The organism is Bradyrhizobium sp. SSBR45G (assembly GCF_030159255.1).
Lineage (GTDB): Bacteria > Pseudomonadota > Alphaproteobacteria > Rhizobiales > Xanthobacteraceae > Bradyrhizobium.
In genome coordinates, this window is record NZ_BSCT01000014.1 from 105674 (window position 1) to 124982 (window position 19309).

A 19309-nucleotide genomic window follows, 5' to 3' on the forward strand; every position below is an offset into this window, starting at 1 on the left:
GGAGGTACAGCTGAGATCGGCGCTGCACATTGACCTTGAGCAGCGTGCTCATGGGAGGATTGAGGGAGTCTCCTGATGCCGCGTGCGATGAACGTCGTTCCGAACCGGGGCAGCCGGATGCTGCTGGCGTTGCTGCCGTTCCTGCTGATCGCGCTGATCTACGTGGTCGGCTCCGCGCAGCGGCGGGCCGACAATCCCGACGACAAGCTGCTGCCGCCGGTCTCGGAGATGGTCGCGACGTCGAAGCGGCTCGCGACCGAGCCCGATCGCCGCTCCGGCGACTACGTGCTGTGGTCAGATACGGCGGCGAGCCTGCAGCGGCTGGCGCTCGGGCTCGGCATCGCCGCCGTCATCGGTCTGGTGCTCGGCCTCGCGATCGGGCTGCTTCCGATCGCCGGCGCCGGCTTCGGCACATTGGTGGCGGTGCTCTCGATGATCCCGCCGATGGCGGTGCTGCCGGTGTTGTTCATCGTGTTCGGCCTCGGCGAATTGTCGAAGGTGGTTCTCATCATCATCGGCGTCACACCCACTCTGGTGCGAGACCTTTCGCTCGAGGTGCAGAACATGCCGCGCGAGCAATTGATCAAGGCGCAGACGTTGGGCGGCTCGACCTGGCAGGTCGCGATCCGCGTGGTGCTGCCGCAGATCATGCCGCGGCTGATCCAGGGCCTGCGGCTGATGATCGGGCCTGCGTTCTTGTTCCTGATCTCGGCGGAGGCGATTGCCTCCGACGTCGGGCTCGGCTACCGCATCTTCCTCGTCAGGCGCTATCTGTCGATGGACGTGATCCTGCCCTATGTCGTCTGGATCACCTTGCTCGCCTATGTGCTCGACTATGCTCTGGTCTGGTTCGGGCAGCGCGCCTTTCCCTGGGCCTATGCGCAGGGGGGCCGCTGATGAGCACGCTGTCGTTTCGCAACGTCTGGGTCGAGTACGGCAACCAGGTCGTGCTCGAGCGCATCAATCTCGAGATCACCTCCGGCACCTTCCTGTCGATCGTCGGTCCCTCAGGCGCGGGAAAAAGCACGTTCCTGCGCCTGATCCTCGGCCAGGAGAAGCCAAGCCAAGGCGCGGTGCTGCTCGATGGCGAGCCGTTCCCCGCCGAGCCCGGCCCAGACCGGGGCATCGTGTTTCAGCGCTACTCGGTGTTCCCGCATCTCACCGTGCTCGGCAACGTGCTGCTCGGCTATGAGCTGGCCGCCAGCCCGTTCACGTCGCGGCTGTTCGGCACCGCGCGCAACGAGGCAGTTGAGAAGAGCCGCGCACTGATCGAGGCCGTCGGCCTCGGCCCTCACAGCGACAAATATCCAAGCGCGCTGTCCGGCGGCATGCAGCAGCGGCTCGCGATCGCGCAGGCACTGGCAAAGCAGCCGCGCGTGCTGCTGCTCGACGAGCCGTTCGGCGCGCTCGATCCCGGCACCCGCGCGCAGATGCACGCGCTGATCAAGCCGCTGTGGCGCGAGCACAAGATGACCATCGTGATGGTCACCCACGACATCAAGGAGGCGTTCGGCCTCGCCACGCGTTTGATCGCGCTCGACCGTCCGCGCAAGGATCCGCAGGCGCCGGAGCGCTTCGGCGCGCGCATCACCTACGATCTCGATCTCACGCGCGACAGCGCCGTGCCGGTGCTCGGATTCATCCGCGCCAGCGTGCAGGCCGCGCAATAGTCAACCTCAAGAAACGTCGAAAGAAACGAAGGAGAGTTTTCATGTCGTTCCCGTCAATGCGCCGCACGCGCCGCGCCGGATTGCAGCCGCAGCGCTGGAGCCTGCGCCGACACCATCCGGACTTCGACAAGATGTCGACGCAGGGCTGGCAGGCGCTGGAGGCCGAAGGCAAGCTGCCGACCAATGGCTGGCGCAAGGAGCGGCAATGGGCGCTCGACATGGGCCTGCCCGGCTCCGACAGCCTGACCGATCGCGACATCCCCACGTTTGCGCGTGGTGAGCTGCCGCATTTCGCCGGCATCAACACCTTCATGAAGGCGCCCTATGTCGAGAACGTCCGCGACGTCGCCAAATACGACGCCGCGGTGATCGGCATTCCGTTCGATTCCGGCACCACCTATCGCCCGGGCACCCGCTTCGGGCCGCAGGGCATCCGCCGCATCTCCGCGCTCTACACGCCCTACAATTACGAGCTCGGCGTCGACCTGCGCGAGCAGATGACCCTGTGCGACGCCGGCGACGTCTTCACCATCCCCGCCAATCTGGAAAAGAGCTTTGACCAGATCAGCCGCGGCGTGGCGCATGTGTTCTCGTCGGGCGCGCTGCCGATCATGCTCGGCGGCGACCACTCGATCGGCTTTCCTTGCGTGCGCGGCATCGCGCAGTGCACCGACAAGAAGATCGGCATCATCCATTTCGACCGTCACATCGACATCCAGGAGAAGGATCTCGACGAGCGCATGCACACCACGCCCTGGTACTGGGCGACCAATCTGCCGAACGTCTCGCCGACCAATCTGGTGCAGCTCGGCATCGGCGGCTGGCAGGTGCCGCGCGAGGGCGTCGAGGTCGCGCGCAAGCGCAACACCAACGTGCTGACCATCGCCGACATCGAGAAGATCGGCCTGGAGAAGACCGCCGAGATCGCGCTGGAGCTGGCCTGGAAGGATGCCGACGCGGTCTACATCTCGTTCGACGTCGACTCCATCGATTGCGGCTTCGTGCCCGGCACCGGCTGGCCGGAGCCCGGCGGCTTCCTGCCGCGAGAGGCGCTCAAGCTGTTGGGTCTCGTTGCCGCCGAAGGCCTGTGCGGCCTCGAAGTCGTCGAGGTCTCGCCGCCCTACGACACCTCTGATATCACCGCGCTGATCGGCGTCCGCGTCGTCGTCGAGGCGCTGGGATCGATGGTCGCGCATGGCAAGCTCGGCAGCCACAAGCACATCATCAACAAGCCGGTCAGCTATTGAGGCCCGCGATGCGACATCATCACCACCATCACGGCCATCCCCATGATCACCACCACGATCATGGCCATGACCATCAACACGACCACGATCATCCGCCGCACGGTCCCGGGCACAACCATGCGCACGGTCGCTCGCCGGTGCAGTGGCAGACGCCGCATCAGCCGGAGGGAGCCAAGCCCGCGCCGGTGCTCGAGCCCGATCTCGACAAGGTCGAAGCCGCCTTCGTCGACGGCTTCATCGCCGCACCCGACCCGACCAGCTTTCTCAGATTGGCGCGTGTCCCATTCGAGATCCTGCGCGATGGCGAAAGCCTCAAGCTGCTGCGCGTCGAGATCGACGCACTCACCGACGTCGGCAGCCTGACGCCGCATCTCGGCGGCAGCACCTTCCGCTACGATCCGCTGCCGTCGAACTTCATCTCGCGGCGCCGCCGCCTGCGCTTCATCTATTTCGAGGGTGCGGGCCTCACGCCGCTGACCTATGCGGAGCTGCGGGAGATGGAGACGAGGGGCTGATCCGATCCATGATCGGCTCATTCCGGCCTGTCCGCTTGCGCGAAGTCTGCTGTTGTCGTTAGACCATCTCTCAATCATGGCGTGTGTCGTCGGGGTCAACCGATCCCGGCGGCCGGTTGCGGGAGGGAACGATGGCGGACGGGCAGAGCTGCGACACGGGGGCGGAGTTCGTCGCTCGGACATTGAGCGACGCGTTGCGATGGAGTCGCAATGGACAGAAGCTTTGGAGCTTCGCCAATCACGGCTCGACCGTCTGTGTCGTGGTGTTCAGTGCAACGGCCGCCGTGCTGTCGCAGACGAACGCGAGCATTCTCAACCAGGATCCGAAGACCCTGGCGACGGTGCTGTCGCTGTGCGTGACGATCCTCTCGACGGTGCAGTCCAAGCTCGGCTTCGAGCGCAAATGGGTCGCCAACCGGATGACGCACAGCGCGCTGAATCGGCTCCTGATCGATGAAAAGACCGGCGCCGACGTCCAGGACATCAAGGAAAAGCTGAAGACGATCCTGGACGCCCACGACAGGGCAGTCGCTGCGACCGGCGGCTGACGTCGCAGGCGTCGAGGGCGTCGTGCCGTTTACAGCTCACGCGCCGTCAGCACGTGGCGTAAGCCCGTAGTGTATGGCGAAGCGATCTGCGGCAGCTTCAGCCGTCAACTCGCTCGTATCGATTGTCAGGCAGTCCGAGCGGACCGGAGTGAACTGATAGATGCCAAGCTCGCGGCGCAGCGTATCCGGTGACGTCATCTTGCGGCGAGCGACTCGGTCGGCGTTGCCGACCCGCTGCAGCGCGTCGTCGATCGAGCAATGCAGGAAAACCGGCAGCAGCTCGCCGCCGCAGCGCTGCATGATCTGCTCGAATCCCTGATACTTCGGGCGGTCGTGAGGCTCGGCGTAGCAGCACGTCGTCACGACGAGCGGCACGCCATGGCGGGCGGCCGCCTCGAACGTGGCGCACCTGACGTCGTAAACGAGCTCCCAGAACCCCGGTGCGCCGAATTCGAAAACCGTGCGTGCAACGTCGATTGCCGCATGATTGTCATGTAGCCGGCCGTCGACGCGTTGTAGCAGCGCCTTCGCCGTCGTCAGCTTGCCGACAGCGGGTGCTCCGTGAAGAAAAATCAGCTTCATCCGGGAAGCATATCGGCAGGTTGACGCAACTTCGAGACCAAAGCGGTCTGCGCCGGCTAGCTTTTCACCCCCGCGCGAACATCCGCGCTTCGTTGGCAATCACCGGCTTCACCGCCTCGCCCAGCCGCGCAGCGGCCGCATCGACCGTCAGGCCCGCGGTATCGACCACCGCATTGGCGCGGGCATAGAGCGGCTCGCGGCTGGCCAGGATGTTGCGCAGCTCGGCCATCGCGGAGCGGTCGTCGGCCATCGGGCGCAGATCGCCTTGGCCGCGCACGCGCGCCATATGCTCCTCCGGCTCGGCCTTCAGCCAGATCGTGTAGAACGAGGTCAGGATCAGGTCGAAGGTGACCGGCTCGGAGACGATGCCGCCGCCGGTCGCCAGCACCATCGGCTCCTTGCGCGCGAGCAACTGCACCAGCGCCGCCTGCTCCATGCGGCGAAAGCCTTCCTGGCCGTAGAGCGCGATGATCTCGGCAACTGAGAGCCCGTTCTGCCGCTCGATCTCCTTGTTCAGCTCGACGAAACTCCAGCCGATCCGCTCCGCGAGCATCCTGCCGAGCGTCGATTTGCCGGCGCCGCGCAGACCGATCAGCGCAATGCCCGAGAATGCGCGCCGCAGCGGCGCCGACGAGCCGCCAGCAAGCAGGTCCTTGACCTGCGCGATCTGGCTCGGGCTCGCCTTCTTCAGGAGATCACGGATGACCGGCCAGTCGGGTGACGGCTCGCCGCCGGGAATGATGTCGTCGAGCGGCGCATTGATCGCATTGGCGATGCGGCGCAGCAGCACGATCGAGACGTTGCCTTTGCCGCTCTCGAGCTGGGCGATGTAACGTTCGGAAATGCCGGAAACCTCGGCCAGCACCTTGCGCGACATGCCGGCGAGGCCGCGCATCCGCCGCACCCGCTGGCCCAGCTGATCGAGGAAGGCGGTCTCGGCCGCGGACTGGCCGTCGTCGTCCCGCTCGGCGTCGCTGTGTGGCGTCATGTCCCTGAAGCACTCTTTGGCTAGGAAACATAATGCCGGGGAGGATTGACAGCAAGCGCCGTTGGTGGCCTTCTATGAATTATAATTCAAAAATCGGGGGAGGAACGCCGTGAAGTCGTACAATGCGGTGTCGTGGTTGCTTGACCGCAATGTCGAGGCGGGCCGTGGCGAAAAGCTCGCCTACACGGATACGGTCTCCGAGCTGACCTATCGCGGCCTGCGAGAGCAGACCTGCCGCGTCGCCAACCTGCTGCGCCGTCTCGGCGTGCGCCGCGAGGAACGCGTGGCGATGATCATGCTCGACACGGTGGATTTCCCGGCGGTGTTTCTCGGCGCGATGCGCGCCGGCATCGTTCCGGTGCCGCTCAACACGCTGCTGACATCCGAACAATATGCCTATGTGCTGGCGGACTGCCGCGCCCGCGTGCTGTTCGTCTCCGAGGCGCTCTACCCGGTCGTCAAGGACATCGTCGGGCGGATGCCCGATCTTGATTGTGTCGTGGTGTCCGGCACCAATGCCTTCGGCCACAAGCTGCTCAATGAGGAGCTCGCGCATGAGAGCGATCAGTTCGAGACCGTCGCGACGCATGAGGATGAGTCGGCGTTCTGGCTCTATTCCTCCGGATCGACCGGCATGCCCAAGGGCGTGCGCCACCTCCATGGCAATCTCGCCGCGACCGCCGAGACCTATGCCAAGCAGGTGCTCGGCATCCGCGAGGACGACATCTGCCTGTCTGCGGCAAAACTGTTCTTCGCCTACGGGCTCGGCAATGCGCTGACGTTCCCGCTGTCGGTCGGCGCCACCACGGTCCTCAATTCAGAGCGGCCGACACCGGCGCTGATGTTCAAGCTGCTCAACCGCTACAACCCGACCATCTTCTACGGCGTACCGACCTTGTTCGCGGCGATGCTGCACGATGAATCGCTGCGCCACGAGAAAGCCGGCGGGGCCTTGCGCATCTGTACCTCGGCCGGCGAGGCGCTGCCGGAGTCGGTCGGCAATGCCTGGAAGACGCGCTTCGGCGTCGACATTCTCGATGGCGTCGGCTCGACCGAGCTGCTGCACATCTTCCTGTCGAACGTGCCGGGCGACATCAAATACGGCTCCGCAGGCCGCCCGGTGCCCGGCTATCAGGTCCGCCTCGTCAACGAAGCGGGCCAGGACGTGCCCGACGGCGAGGTCGGCGAGATGCTGGTGCACGCGCCCTCGGCGGGCGAAGGCTACTGGAACCAGCGCCACAAGACCCGCTCCACCTTTGAAGGCTACTGGACCCGCACCGGCGACAAATATGTCCGCGACGGCGAAGGCCGCTATACCTTCTGCGGTCGTTCCGACGACATGTTCAAGGTCTCCGGCATCTGGGTCTCGCCGTTCGAGGTCGAGAGCGCGCTGATCACGCATCCCTCGGTGCTGGAGGCGGCCGTGGTGCCGGAGGCTGATCCGGAAGGGCTGTTGAAGCCCAAAGCCTATGTCGTGCTGCGCCCGAGCGTCGACCGCTCGACGCTGCACGAGGCGCTCAAGGAGCACGTCAAGCAGAAGATCGGCCCGTGGAAATATCCGCGCTGGATCGAAGTGGTGGAGTCGTTGCCGAAGACGGCGACCGGCAAGATCCAGCGCTTCAAGCTGCGCGAGGGGGCGCAATAGTTCGATCTCCTGCTCAGGCCTCGGTGCGCTGCCTCTCCCCGTTCTTACCGGGCCGCGACGCGCTTCGCTCGCGCGTACAACACGAACTTCAGCGTGGAGATCGCGATGACTTTGACTGCATCAGGCTTTCTCACCATCGACTCCGCCGCGCTCGAATATCGCCTGATCGGTCCGCAGCCTTCCGACGCCCCATGCATCGTGCTGCTGCATGAAGGGCTCGGCTCGGTCGGCCTGTGGGGCGACTTCCCCGACAGGCTGCAAGCCGCCACCGGCGCCGCGGTGTTCGGCTATTCCCGCGCCGGATACGGCGCCTCAAGCCCGGTAACGTTGCCGCGGCCGCTCGACTACATGCACCGCGAAGCCAATGACGTGCTGCCGAAGCTGCTCGATGCGATCGGCTTCCAGCGCGGGCTGCTCGTTGGCCACTCCGACGGGGCCTCGATCGCGGCCATCTACGCCGGCAGCCATGCCGATTATCGCCTCGACGGCGTCGTGCTGATCGCGCCGCACGTCATCGTCGAGGACGTCTCGGTCTCCTCCATCGCTGCCATCAAGACCGCCTACGAGACCACGGAGCTGCGTGCCAAGCTGGCGCGCTGGCACAAGGACGTCGACAACGCCTTCTATGGCTGGAATGGCGCCTGGCTCGATCCGGCCTTCCGGGCCTGGGACATCACCGATTGCCTTGCCTACATTCGCGTACCCGTCGCCGTCATCCAAGGTGCCGACGACCAGTATGGTACCGTTCGTCAGGTCGAGATCATTCAGCAGGAGTGCTACTGCCCGGTGGAGGTCACGATGCTGCCCGGCACCGGCCACTCGCCGCATCGCGAAGCGGCCGACGCGACACTCGTGACGATCTGTGATTTTGTCGCTGCAAGTCGTCAGCCCCAGATCGCCAGAGCCTAATCGCCTTCGATCCGTGTTAGGATTGCGTTGAAACTTTGGCTGTGGTCTCTGATCCCACCGCAAGTTTCGCCTGTTGTGGTTGTCGCCGCGCGCTGGCGAACGAATTGCCGCCCGATCAGTATTTCTATTTGTTTTGGAGTTGATTGGCCTCTTCATGTCCGTTTTTCGAGGTTTTTGGCACGGATCCCAGCTCGGCCCCTATGAATTGCTGTGCATGCGGAGCGCCGTTCTTCGCGGGCACCGCTTCGAATTGTTCACCTACGACGAGGATATCCGCGCGCCTGCCTGGGTCGCGCGCCGCGATGCGCGCGAGATTCTGCCTGCATCGCGGGTGCTGGTCTACCGCAATGGAATAGGCGCAGGCAGTCCCGCGTTACATGCCAACGTCTTTCGCTACGAGATGATGCATCAGCTCGGCGGCTGGTGGGTCGATCTCGACATGCTCGTGCTGCGCGCGGATCTGCCTCGCGGCGACGAGTTCTATGCCTGCGATCCGCGCGGCGTGGTGCTGACCGGCGTGCTGCGTTTCCCGGCTGGTAGTCCGCTGCTGGCGGAGGCGATCCGGCGTTGCCAGGAGGTCGGCGAGGACACCGCGGCCTGGGGGCAGACCGGGCCTGAGCTGATCACCGATCTGGTCGCGGCCTTCGGGCGCGAGGGGCGCGTCGCCTCCGCCGCGACGGCCTATGCGTTGGACCATGGCGACCTTGAAATGGTGTTCGATCCCGCGCGGTGCGAGGAGATGGAGAAGCGCATCGAGGCGTCCTCGTTTCTGCATCTCTACAACGAACTGCGCCGCCGCGCCGGCTTTCCGCGCGAGGCGGGACCTCCGCCGGGCAGCTATCTCGACCGGCTGTTCAAGACCTCCGGGCTGGACATCACATTTCCTTACCGCCTGCAGCTGCCGGAGCTCAGGCGCTGGCTCAACAATCATTTCGACGCCAACACCTACAAGACGCTCTATGAGACCAGGCAGCCTGAGCTGAAGGGGGAGTTCGAGCGGGAGTTCGAGCGTCGAGCTCTGGCGTTGGAGCAGCAGAGTGCAATCATCCGTGAACTCGAGCGGCGTCTCGCACCGAAGGGGCCGCTCACGAGGCTGCGTGCTTGGCGACGCCAGACCCAGGATCGGGTCCGGGCGCGGCTTCACCGACTGGTCGATTGACTGCAGACATCTGATGCGCCAGGCAACCCGTGCCGTCGCGCTGTTGTTGCTGATCGCCCTCTGGGTAAGCGCGGCGCGGGTTTCAGGCGCCGGCGCGGCTCCGGCCTCGCTGCGAGCGATCGGCGAGGCGCAGTCGCTGGCTGAAGCGTTTGGCGATGGCCGCACGCTGATCGTGTTCGCCCACCAGGACGATGATCTCCTGTGGATGCTGCCGTTCTGGCCGGTCGCCGATCGGTTCGTGCTGGCGGCCTATCCCGCGGCTCCGGCGGTCCGGCGCCTGATTCAGACCTTCCCGAGTGAGCTGAACTACGCAGGTCGCTGGTCGCCGGCCTGGGGGGAGACCGACGACGACACCTTCGCCGAGATCTTCACCGACCGCTGCAAGCGTGCGGCGATCGTCAACGTTGCAACGATCGAGGCGCGGCTCCGGCCTCTCGTCACCGCCGATATCCGGCGCATCGTGACTCACAACAATTGGGGCGAATACGGCCATGCGGAGCATCGCGCCGTGAACATCGCGGTGCGCACGCTCGCGGTCGAGCGGGGGATTGACGTCTGGGCGCTTGGCGACCGGGTCACGGTCAACGGCGAAGCTCCATCGGATTACGTCGATGTTGCAGCGGAGACCGGCCTGCCGGCCATCACTGGTCATGTTGATCCCGAATTGCTTCGCGCGCTGCGCAGCCGCTATCTCGCCAGCATCCCCGTGGCTTCCACAGCCGAATTGACCACCCGCCTGCGTCGCTGGTCGCCGACCCTCTGGACCTGGTCGGGCGCGCCGGAGGCCTTCCCGATGGGCTGGCAGCCGTTCATTCAGCTGGTCGCCCGCGGCCGCGACCTGACGGTTGGAAATCCGGTCGTTACCCGCCTCGTTAGGGAGATCGCGCCGCACAACCAGTGCCCATCGCGCCCGATCCTCCCCTCGCCTTAAGTCTTCGTGAGCCTATGAAGGAAAGTGCATGTTCTGGCGTTTTTCCGTAGACGCCGGCCGTAACATGAATTATTGTGCATCTCAACGATAAGGCACTCCAACGTAAGGGTGGCTCATGGCCGGGGAAGACCGCGTGCTCGCGGGAGGCAAGACGTTCATCGATTTTCAGACCGATCCCTCCCGTTACAGGCATTGGAAGCTGTCGATCGACGGCGACGTGGCGACGCTCGCCATGGATGTCGACGAGAATGGCGGCCTGTTCGAGGGCTATCAGCTCAAGCTCAATTCCTATGATCTCGGTGTCGACATCGAACTCGCGGATGCCGTCCAGCGGCTGCGCTTCGAGCACCCCGAGGTCAAGGTCATCGTGCTGCGCTCGGCCAAGCCGCGCGTGTTCTGCGCCGGTGCCAACATCCGTATGCTCGCGGGCGCCACTCACGCCCACAAGGTGAACTTCTGCAAATTCACCAACGAGACCCGCAACGGCTTCGAGGATTCGTCCGAGAATTCCGGCCAGCGCTTCATCACGGTCGTGAACGGCACTGCTGCAGGCGGCGGCTATGAGCTCGCGCTTGCCACCGACCACATCATCCTCGCCGATGACGGCTCATCTTCCGTATCGCTGCCGGAGGTGCCGCTGCTCGCGGTGCTGCCGGGCACCGGCGGTCTCACCCGCGTCGTCGACAAGCGCAAGGTGCGCCGCGACCGTGCGGATGCATTCTGCACGACGGAGGAGGGCGTCAAGGGCAAGCGCGCCGTGCAATGGCGCCTGGTCGACGAGATCGCGCCGAACTCCAAGGTCGATGCCAAGGTCGCCGAGCGCGCCAAGGAATTCGCGGCCGCCTCCAAGCGCAACGGCACCGGCAAAGGCGTTCAGCTCACGCCGCTCAAGCGCGTGATCGACGCGACCAGCGTGCGTTACGGCTTCGTCAACGTCGACATCGACCGCAATGCGCGCATCGCGACCATCACGATCTCAGCGCCTGAAGCGGCGCCGCCGGCCGATATCGACGGCCTGATCGCGCAGGGCGCCTCGTTCTGGCCGCTGCAGGTGGCGCGCGAGCTGGATGACGCCATCCTGCATCTGCGCATCAACGAGCTCGGCATCGCGATGCTGGTGTTCAAGTCGCATGGCGAGCGCGCCCATGTCCTGGCCCACGACGCCTTCCTCGAAGCCAACAAGGCGCATTGGCTGGTCAACGAGATCCGGCATTACTGGAAGCGTGTGCTCAAGCGCATCGACGTCACCTCGCGCACGCTGGTGACGCTGGTCGAGCCCGGCTCCTGCTTTGCCGGAACGCTCGCCGAGCTCGTGTTCGCCTCCGATCGTTCCTACATGCTGGTCGGCACCATCCAGGGCGACAATCGTCCGGCGCCAGCGATCGAGCTGTCGGCGATGAATTTCGGTCCCTATCCGATGAGCCACGGCCTGACCCGGCTGGAGTCGCGCTTCCTGGCCGATACGGCCGAGCTGGACCGCGTGCGTGCGCATGTCGGCAAGCCGTTGGAGGCCGACGAGGCCGAGGAGCTCGGGCTGGTCACCTTCGCGCTCGACGACATCGACTGGAACGATGAGATCCGCGTTTATTTCGAGGAGCGCGCCAGCTTCTCGCCGGACAGCCTCACTGGTCTCGAAGCCAATCTGCGCTTCGCCGGTCCCGAGACGATGGAATCGAAGATCTTCGCCCGCCTGACCGCCTGGCAGAACTGGATCTTCCAGCGTCCCAACGCGGTCGGCGAGGAGGGCGCGCTGCGACGCTACGGCACCGGCGAGCGGCCGAACTACGATATGACGAGAGTGTAAGGGAAGCGAATAGGGAGTGGCGAGTAGCGAATAGGGAAGAAAGTGACGAACCCCCATTCGCTGCTCGCCTCCAACAGATCAGAGCCCCCGGGAGGTCTCCATGAACATGAATATCATGAACGTTGACTACTCGACCAAGATTCCGAACAACGTGAATCTCGCCGAGGACCGCCAAGTCTTGAAGGCGCTGGAAGGCTGGCATCCCGGCTATGTCGACTGGTGGAACGACATGGGGCCCGAGGGCTTCCAGCAGTCGCTCGTGTATTTGCGCACGGCCTATTCGGTCGATCCGCGCGGCTGGGCCAAGTTCGACTACGTCAAGATGCCCGACTATCGCTGGGGCATCCTCCTCGCCCCGCAGGAAGAGGACCGCAAGATCCCGTTCGGTGAGCACTACGGCGAGCCGGCCTGGCAGGAGGTCCCCGGCGAATACCGCGCGCTGATGCGCCGCCTGATCGTGATCCAGGGCGACACCGAGCCGGCCTCGGTCGAGCAGCAGCGCCATCTCGGCAAGACCGCGCCGTCGCTTTACGACATGCGCAACCTGTTCCAGGTTAACGTCGAGGAGGGCCGTCACCTCTGGGCGATGGTCTATCTGCTGCAGAAATATTTCGGTCGCGACGGCCGCGAGGAGGCCGACGAGTTGCTGCGCCGCCGCTCGGGTGACGCTGACAGCCCACGCATGCTCGGCGCGTTCAATGAGAAGACGCCGGACTGGCTGTCGTTCTTCATGTTCACCTACTTCACCGACCGCGACGGCAAGATGCAGCTGCACAGCCTCGCGCAGTCCGGTTTCGATCCGCTGTCGCGCACCTGCCGCTTCATGCTGACCGAAGAAGCGCACCACATGTTCGTCGGAGAGACCGGCGTCGGCCGCGTCATCCAGCGCACCGTGGAAGCGATGCGCGCCGCCGGCATCGATGATCCCTCGGACATTGCCAAGGTGCGCGCGCTCGGCGTGATCGACCTGCCGACCATCCAGAAGAAGCTGAACCTGCACTACACGCTGTCGCTCGACCTGTTCGGCTCGGAGGTTTCGACCAACGCCGCCAACGCCTTCAATTCGGGCATCAAGGGCCGCTATCACGAGACCCAGATCCAGGACGATCACCAGCTCAAGAACGCGACCTATCCGGTGCTGAAGTTCGTCGATGGCGAGATCAAGCGGGTCGACGAGCCGGCGCTGACCGCGCTCAACATGCGCCTGCGCGACGACTATTCGCAGGACTGCATCAAGGGCCTGCTGCGCTGGAACAAGATCATCACCACGGCCGGCTACGAGTTCGAGCTCAAGCTGCCGCATACCGCCTTCCATCGCGCGATCGGTGAGTTCAAGGACATCCATGCCACTCCGGATGGCATCTTGATCGACGAAGGTACCTGGCAGAAGCGCAAGGGCGACTGGCTGCCGTCGACCGACGACGGCGCCTACATCGCCTCGCTGATGAAGCCCGTCACTGAGATCGGCGAATACGCCTCCTGGATCGCGCCCCCGAAGGTCGGCATCGACAACAAGCCCGGCGACTTCGAATACGTGAAGATCGAGACGTGACGAGAAGCGAATAGGGAGTTGCGAGTAGCGAATAGGGATAGCAGCCTATTCGCTATTCGCTATTCGCTATTCGCTATTCGCTATTCGCTATTCGCTATTCGCTAGCTTCGGCTCCGCGCGACGGCCTCTCCAAACCTCTCCCCGCCCTTTGCGGGGAGAGGTCGGATTGCGCAGCAATCCGGGTGAGGGGCATGGCACATACGCGGCCGCGGCGCAGGTCCAACGGACGGGCACGACGGCGCTACTCAGTTTCTAACGTCCTGGAGATGAGCCAAGGTCCGGCCAAATCACTCGAGATAAGACGCACTTCCCGTGCGGCTGCCCCTTACCCCAGCCCTCTCCCCGTGAAGAACGGGGACAGGGAGCTTGCCATCCTTGTAGCGACAGCTCGGGCTCAACTATCCCATCCCGCGCCGGGAATGCCTGGGTTCGCATACACGATGCCGCCGTCGACGGCGATCGTGTTGCCGACCACGTAATCGCCCGCGCGCGAGGCGAGGAAGATCGCCGTGCCGGCCATGTCCTCATCGGTGCCGACGCGTCCCGCTGGCACGCGCGCGGCGACCTCGTCGGCGTTGTCGCGCGCCGCCTTGTTCATGTCGGACTTGAACGGACCTGGCGCGATCGCCGTCACCACGATGTGGTCGTGGATCAGCTTGGCCGCCATGCGCCGCGTCAGATGGATCAGGCCAGACTTGCTCGCCGCGTAGGAATAGGTCTCGAGCGGATTGACGAAGATGCCGTCGATCGAGGCGATATTGATCACCTTGGCCGGCCGCTCGGCGCTCGCCGCCGCGCGCAACGGGGCCGCCAGCGCCTTGGTCAGGAAGAACGGCGTCTTGAGGTTGAGGTTCATCACCTTGTCCCAACCGCTCTCGGGGAATTCGTCGAAATCGGCGCCCCACGCAGCGCCGGCATTGTTGACGAGGATGTCGAGCTTGGGCTCGCGCTTCTTGATCTCGGCCGCCAGCATGTCGATGCCGGCCATCGTCGAGATGTCGATCGGCAGAGCGATGCATTCGCCGTCATATTCTGCGGAGAGCGCCTTGGCCGTCTCCTCGCACGGGCCGGCCTTGCGCGCGGTGATGTAGACCCGCGCGGCGCCATGCGCGAGCAGGCCGGTCGCGATCATCTTGCCGATGCCGCGCGAGCCGCCGGTCACGAGCGCGATGCGCCCCTCGAGCGAGAACAGGTTCCTGAGCATGACGCCTCCCTTGATTGATTGTCGATTGCGCTTGTGGGCGTGGCGCATCGGCACTGTCAAGTGAGACGCAGTCGCATGGCCGAGCGAGCGCCTCGTCCGGGGACCTGATGGCGGTGGGAAGGAGCGATTATGCCGCGTCGATGCGGCGGAAGCCGTTCCACATTGCGGTGGCCGCGCCGGAGGTCAGCACGGGCAGCACGCGGGCGTCCTGGTAGTGGCCGTTCAGCGAAACCCGCGACAGCGCGGTGAGGTGATCGGCACTCTCGGCGAAGATCATGCCAGGGCGGGTGGTGACGGCGGTCTTGTAGCCGCTGGCGGCCGCCAGAACGAACTCGCGTTGCGCCGCGGCGGCACGGTCGCCATAGGGATAGGCCATGTGCAGCACCGGGCGTTGCAACTCGCGCTCGATCCGGGCACGGCTTTCGGCGATCTCGATGCGGGCCGTCTCCTCGGTCTGCTTGGCGAGATTGCAGTGGCTGATCGAATGCGCGCCGATCGACACCAGGGGCTCAGCCGACAATGCGCGGAGCTCATCCCACGACATGCAGAGCTCGCGGCAGATCGAGGCTTCGTCGATGCCGTGCCTGGTGCACAACGCGCCGAGTTCGCGGTGGATGTCGTGTTCGCCGGGCAGCGAACGCAGCCAGTCGTGCAGGCGCTGAAACGTCACACATTTGGCCGTCGGCGATGACGCATCGAGCCGGAGGGCGAGGCCACCGATCTCGATCTCGATCTCCTGCGCCTTGGCGACCACGAGCTCCAGCGTGACCCACCACAGCCGTCCGCGGCCTTCGGCGAACTCGCTCGTCACATAGATCGTGAACGGGGCCTCGAACTCGCGCATGACAGGCAGCGCGAAGTCGCGGTTGTCGCGATAGCCGTCGTCGAAGGTGAAGCAGGCAAAGCGCCGCTCGAAGTTTCGCTCCACGAGCCGGTGATGCAACTCGTCGAGCGTGATGATCTCGATGTCGTTGTCGCGCAGATGCGACAACATTTCGCGCAGGAAGTCGGGGGTGACCTCGAGATGGCAATTGGGCTGGAAGTCGGCGTCGCGCGGCGGCCGCACATGGTGCAGCGTATAGATTGCGCCGACGCCGGAGAAAATCGGTCGCAGCCAGACATGCGCGCCGCTGAGATACAGCGCTTCCAGGCCGGCGCGGATAAAGGTTTTGCGAAATCGCCTCATCTGAAATAAGCGGCCCGGTGGATGTCGGGACAAGGTTACCTACGAATGATTGAAGAAAACCTTAGCCCCACGGTCGCGGTGTACCGCATGGCGCTCTTCATTTCCGGTTTGACAGGCCTGCAAGGGTTTGTTTTCTCTCTGCTTCCTCGATGCGACGGTGACGAATGCGCGGACTTTTAAGGTGGAGCGGCAAATGGTGGCCTGGCGTCATCCCGCTGATCGTGCTTTGGGGCTTTGCCGCCTGGACCAGCACCGTTCCCCTCGAAAATGATCTCGCAAGCCGCAGTTCGGCCGCGCTCAGGGGCTCGGTGCTGGACAGGACCAGCATCACGGTCGATGGTCGCGACGTGTCTCTGCGGGCGGACGCGTTCTCCGAGGCCGGACGCCGCGACGCCGTGGCCGCCGTCGATGCCGTGGCCGGCGTGCGGCTCGTCAACGACCAGACCCGGCTGGTGCCCGAGGCCAAGCCCTTCGTGTGGTCGGCCGAGCGCGACGTCGTGCGGGTGACCCTGGGCGGCAATGCGCCGCTGCCGGCGCTCAAGGGCCGCCTGGTCGAGGCGACGCGTGCGGCGCTGCCCGGCGTGGAAGTGGCGGATCAGATGGGGCTGGCGCGTGGCGCGCCGTCCCGCTTCGAGGACGCCGCGCTGCTGCTGATCGGCCAGACCGGCAAGCTGAAGGACGGCAAGTTCACGATCTCCGACGGCGACGTCACGCTGACCGGCATGGCTCGCGAGCTCGGTGGCCGCGAAGCGATCGCCGCGGCGCTCGGCAAGCTGCCGGACGGCTTCAAGGTCGCCAGCAACGAGGTCAAGGCGCCGCCCTACATCTTCCAGGCCTACAAGGACCCGGTCGCCGTCACCGTGACGCTCTCCGGCAACGTGCCCGACGAGAACATCCATGCCGTCGTCGTCGGCTCATCGTCGCGCAAATTCTTCAACGAGAAGGTCGTCGACAATCTCAAGAACAGCGTCGGCGCGCCGGTGAATTTCGTCAACGCGGTGGTGCCGGCGCTCGGCGCGCTGTCGCGGCTGTCGACCGGCACGCTGGTGGTGTCCGACCGCGACATCAAGATTTCCGGTGACGCACTGTATGACGCCGCCGCCGCCCAGATCCGGACCGGGCTCGCCAAGGATGTGCCGCAAGGCTGGCAGGTGAAGGCCGACATCACGGTCAAGCCGGCGGCCGCGCCGGTCGACCCGACGGTCTGCCAGCAGCTGTTCTCGGACGTGCTCGGCAAGGCCAAAATCCGCTTCGAGACCGGCCGCAGCGACCTCGATCGGGATTCCACCGGCCTGCTCGACCGCCTGGTCGAGATCGCGTTCCGCTGCCCCGCCGCCACCGTCGACATCATCGGCCATACCGATGCCGACGGCGATGCCGCCGCCAATCAGGTGCTGTCGCAGAAGCGCGCCCAGGCCGTGGCTGACTACCTGGTCAGGGCCGGGCTGCCGGCCGACCGCTTCACCCCGATCGGCTATGGCAGCACCCAGCCGATCGCGTCAAACGATACCGGCGAGGGCCGGGCGCAGAACCGGCGCATCGAATTCCTGGTGAGGTGACGTCATGGCGTATCTTGTTGCCTTTCACTGGGGTTGGCTCGCCGGGGCATTCGCCATCGGGCTGGCGATGGGCTGGGTCGCCGTGGTGCACCGCGCCCCTGGCGTGTCGCGGCTGCTGACCTGGCTGATGGCAGCACTGGCTGTGGGGCTGGTGGCTGCAGCCGTGGCGTGCTGGATTCCCGGCCGGGCGGGCTATTGGCTCGAGCTGCTGCTGATCCTGTTCGTGCCCTATCTCGTCGGCTGCGGCATCGGCACCTGGCTGCGGGCGATGGTGGTGATGCGCAGCATGCGTCAGCGTTCGGCGTCCTGACGCGGCGCAGCGCGACCGATCGCAGGCCGTCCTCCGCCGCGCACAGCGAGACACGAAGGTTTGACAGCAGCTTGGCCTGTCAAAGCGGCAGTGGGCGCTTATCGTCTAGCCATGCGCCGTCCACCCCCGCGTGCGGGCCCCCGAAAACTGCGGAGGTTGCCGCTCCTCATCGAAGTTTAACCCGGGGTCCGCAGGTTGAACGGGGCCAAGGTCGGCCCCATGTCAGCCCCGACGACCTGCCCCATGTGCGGCAAAACGGTGCACCGCATTTTCGCGAAGCCTGCTAAGTATATCCATGTGTACGCTTTTGTTCACACGCCCCGTGTTCCCCAAGGCGCCGAAACGCGCTACCAGGGCGTTGGTTGCGCACATGACATGGCGACCTCCAGGGCGTCCCGTCCCGGCCGTCGTGATTGGATCACGGTGAGAGGTGTAGATGCTTGAAGCCATACGCAGAGCGGCCACGTTCCTGCGCGAGAAGCAGGTCCTGCACAAGCTCGGCGTGCTGATCAGCGTCGCCGTGATCGCGGTCGCCTGCTACGTGCTCTACCACATGCTGCGTGGCATCGACACCTACGAGGTGCTCGAGGCGATCAAGAGCACGGAGCCGCACCAGATCCTGCTCGCAGCGCTGTTCGTCGCCGCCGGCTATTTCACGCTGACCTTCTACGACCTGTTCGCGGTGCGCGCGATCGGCCACGACCACGTGCCCTATCGCATCAATGCGCTGGCCGCCTTCACCAGCTATTCGATCGGCCACAATGTCGGCGCCAGCGTCTTCACCGGGGGCGCGGTGCGCTATCGGATCTATTCGGCGCATGGGCTGAACGCGATCGACGTCGCCAAGATCTGCTTTCTTGCCGGCCTGACCTTCTGGCTCGGCAATGCCGCCGTGCTCGGCCTCGGTATCAGCTATCATCCGGAGGCCGCCGCCTCGATCGATCAGCTGCCGCCCTCGGTCAACCGCATGGCCGCGATCGCCATCCTGGTCGGGCTGATGGGCTATGTCGCCTGGGTCTGGACCAAGCCACGCGTGGTCGGCCGCGGGCCCTGGACTGTGGTGCTGCCCGGTGGACCGCTGACGCTGCTGCAGATCGCGATCGGCATCATCGATCTCGGCTTCTGCGCGCTCGCGATGTACGTGCTGGTGCCCGACGAGCCCAATCTCGGCTTCGTGGTCGTCGCCGTGATCTTCGTCTCCGCGACCCTGCTCGGCTTCGCCAGCCACTCGCCGGGCGGCCTCGGTGTGTTCGACGCCGCGATGCTGGTCGGGCTGTGGCAGATGGACCGCGAGGAGCTGCTGGCCGGAATGCTGCTGTTCCGCATTCTGTATTATTTGGCGCCGTTCCTCATTTCTGTAATCCTGCTGACGTTTCGCGAGGTTATCATCAGTGCCAGGTCGAAGCGGCTGCGCCAGGCGGCGCTCAGCCTCGATCCGGGCCCCCCGCCTGAGGCCGCTTATGTGAGGAAGCGCAGCGATTCCGGTGCCTGACGCGACCA

19 protein-coding genes are annotated in these 19309 nt (G+C 65.1%); 14 read left to right on the plus strand and 5 right to left on the minus strand.

Annotated features, from left to right (window positions below; genetic code table 11):
- Positions 1-75: 75 nt before the first annotated feature.
- The 3 genes from QQL87_RS18080 to QQL87_RS18090 are packed head-to-tail and all read left to right on the plus strand — an operon-like array spanning position 76 to position 2917.
- Entirely contained in the window at positions 76-897 is an 822-nt protein-coding gene (locus QQL87_RS18080; RefSeq protein WP_284421453.1) for an ABC transporter permease, read from the plus strand.
- Positions 897-1670 carry an ABC transporter ATP-binding protein gene (locus tag QQL87_RS18085; protein ID WP_284421451.1) on the plus strand — a complete coding sequence of 258 codons (774 nt, stop codon included), beginning with the start codon at positions 897-899 and terminating at the stop codon, positions 1668-1670. Before QQL87_RS18080 ends, QQL87_RS18085 begins: the two co-directional genes overlap by 1 nt.
- 41 nt (positions 1671-1711) lie before the next feature.
- Entirely contained in the window at positions 1712-2917 is a 1206-nt protein-coding gene (locus QQL87_RS18090) for an agmatinase family protein (RefSeq protein ID WP_284421450.1), read from the plus strand.
- Here the strand turns inward: QQL87_RS18090 and QQL87_RS18095 are convergent.
- Positions 2911-3036: a hypothetical protein gene (locus QQL87_RS18095; RefSeq protein ID WP_284421449.1), complete on the minus strand. Its 126-nt coding sequence runs from the start codon at positions 3034-3036 to the stop codon at positions 2911-2913. The genes QQL87_RS18090 and QQL87_RS18095 overlap by 7 nt on opposite strands.
- Before the next feature lie 18 nt (positions 3037-3054).
- Here QQL87_RS18095 and QQL87_RS18100 point away from each other — a divergent pair, with 18 nt between their 5' ends.
- Both QQL87_RS18100 and QQL87_RS18105 read left to right on the plus strand, forming a co-directional pair.
- Positions 3055-3432, plus strand: a complete 378-nt coding sequence (locus QQL87_RS18100; protein ID WP_284421448.1) for a hypothetical protein — start codon at positions 3055-3057, stop codon at positions 3430-3432.
- Positions 3433-3563: 131 nt separating this feature from the next.
- Positions 3564-3980 carry a DUF4231 domain-containing protein gene (locus tag QQL87_RS18105; protein ID WP_284421447.1) on the plus strand — a complete coding sequence of 139 codons (417 nt, stop codon included), beginning with the start codon at positions 3564-3566 and terminating at the stop codon, positions 3978-3980.
- Between the two features lie 36 nt (positions 3981-4016).
- Here QQL87_RS18105 and QQL87_RS18110 read toward each other — a convergent pair whose 3' ends face one another.
- Positions 4017-4661 (minus strand): P-loop nucleotide/nucleoside kinase family protein, encoded by a 645-nt coding sequence (locus QQL87_RS18110; protein WP_284421446.1) that lies wholly within the window; start codon positions 4659-4661, stop codon positions 4017-4019.
- Positions 4627-5550 (minus strand): helix-turn-helix transcriptional regulator, encoded by a 924-nt coding sequence (locus tag QQL87_RS18115; RefSeq protein ID WP_284421445.1) that lies wholly within the window; start codon positions 5548-5550, stop codon positions 4627-4629. The genes QQL87_RS18110 and QQL87_RS18115 overlap by 35 nt, the downstream gene beginning before the upstream one ends.
- Before the next feature lie 127 nt (positions 5551-5677).
- Between QQL87_RS18115 and QQL87_RS18120 the strand changes: the two genes are divergently transcribed.
- The 6 genes from QQL87_RS18120 (at position 5678) to boxB (ending at position 13550) form a co-directional block, all read left to right on the plus strand.
- A complete protein-coding gene (locus QQL87_RS18120) occupies positions 5678-7195 on the plus strand; it encodes a benzoate-CoA ligase family protein (protein ID WP_284421543.1) in 1518 nt (505 codons plus the stop codon).
- A gap of 105 nt (positions 7196-7300) precedes the next feature.
- Positions 7301-8104, plus strand: coding sequence for an alpha/beta fold hydrolase (locus QQL87_RS18125; protein ID WP_284421444.1), 804 nt, complete (start codon positions 7301-7303; stop codon positions 8102-8104).
- A gap of 214 nt (positions 8105-8318) precedes the next feature.
- On the plus strand, positions 8319-9263 hold the full coding sequence (locus QQL87_RS18130; protein WP_284421443.1) for a glycosyltransferase family 32 protein: 945 nt from the start codon (positions 8319-8321) through the stop codon (positions 9261-9263).
- Positions 9264-9276: 13 nt separating this feature from the next.
- Positions 9277-10194, plus strand: a complete 918-nt coding sequence (locus QQL87_RS18135; protein WP_284421442.1) for a hypothetical protein — start codon at positions 9277-9279, stop codon at positions 10192-10194.
- Between the two features lie 115 nt (positions 10195-10309).
- Positions 10310-11998, plus strand: a complete 1689-nt coding sequence (boxC, locus tag QQL87_RS18140) for a 2,3-epoxybenzoyl-CoA dihydrolase (RefSeq protein ID WP_284421441.1) — start codon at positions 10310-10312, stop codon at positions 11996-11998.
- A gap of 100 nt (positions 11999-12098) precedes the next feature.
- Positions 12099-13550, plus strand: coding sequence for a benzoyl-CoA 2,3-epoxidase subunit BoxB (gene boxB / locus QQL87_RS18145; RefSeq protein ID WP_284421440.1), 1452 nt, complete (start codon positions 12099-12101; stop codon positions 13548-13550).
- Positions 13551-13944: 394 nt separating this feature from the next.
- Here the strand turns inward: boxB and QQL87_RS18150 are convergent, their stop codons facing one another.
- Positions 13945-14754, minus strand: coding sequence for an SDR family oxidoreductase (locus QQL87_RS18150; RefSeq protein ID WP_284421439.1), 810 nt, complete (start codon positions 14752-14754; stop codon positions 13945-13947).
- Positions 14755-14881: 127 nt separating this feature from the next.
- Positions 14882-15940: a polysaccharide deacetylase family protein gene (locus QQL87_RS18155; protein WP_284421437.1), complete on the minus strand. Its 1059-nt coding sequence runs from the start codon at positions 15938-15940 to the stop codon at positions 14882-14884.
- Positions 15941-16104: 164 nt separating this feature from the next.
- Here QQL87_RS18155 and QQL87_RS18160 point away from each other — a divergent pair, with 164 nt between their 5' ends.
- The 3 genes from QQL87_RS18160 (at position 16105) to QQL87_RS18170 (ending at position 19301) form a co-directional block, all read left to right on the plus strand.
- Positions 16105-17499, plus strand: coding sequence for an OmpA family protein (locus QQL87_RS18160; protein ID WP_284421436.1), 1395 nt, complete (start codon positions 16105-16107; stop codon positions 17497-17499).
- 4 nt (positions 17500-17503) lie between these two features.
- Entirely contained in the window at positions 17504-17809 is a 306-nt protein-coding gene (locus QQL87_RS18165) for a hypothetical protein (RefSeq protein ID WP_284421435.1), read from the plus strand.
- Between the two features lie 436 nt (positions 17810-18245).
- Positions 18246-19301 carry a lysylphosphatidylglycerol synthase domain-containing protein gene (locus QQL87_RS18170; RefSeq protein ID WP_284421434.1) on the plus strand — a complete coding sequence of 352 codons (1056 nt, stop codon included), beginning with the start codon at positions 18246-18248 and terminating at the stop codon, positions 19299-19301.
- The last annotated feature ends 8 nt before the right edge of the window (positions 19302-19309 follow it).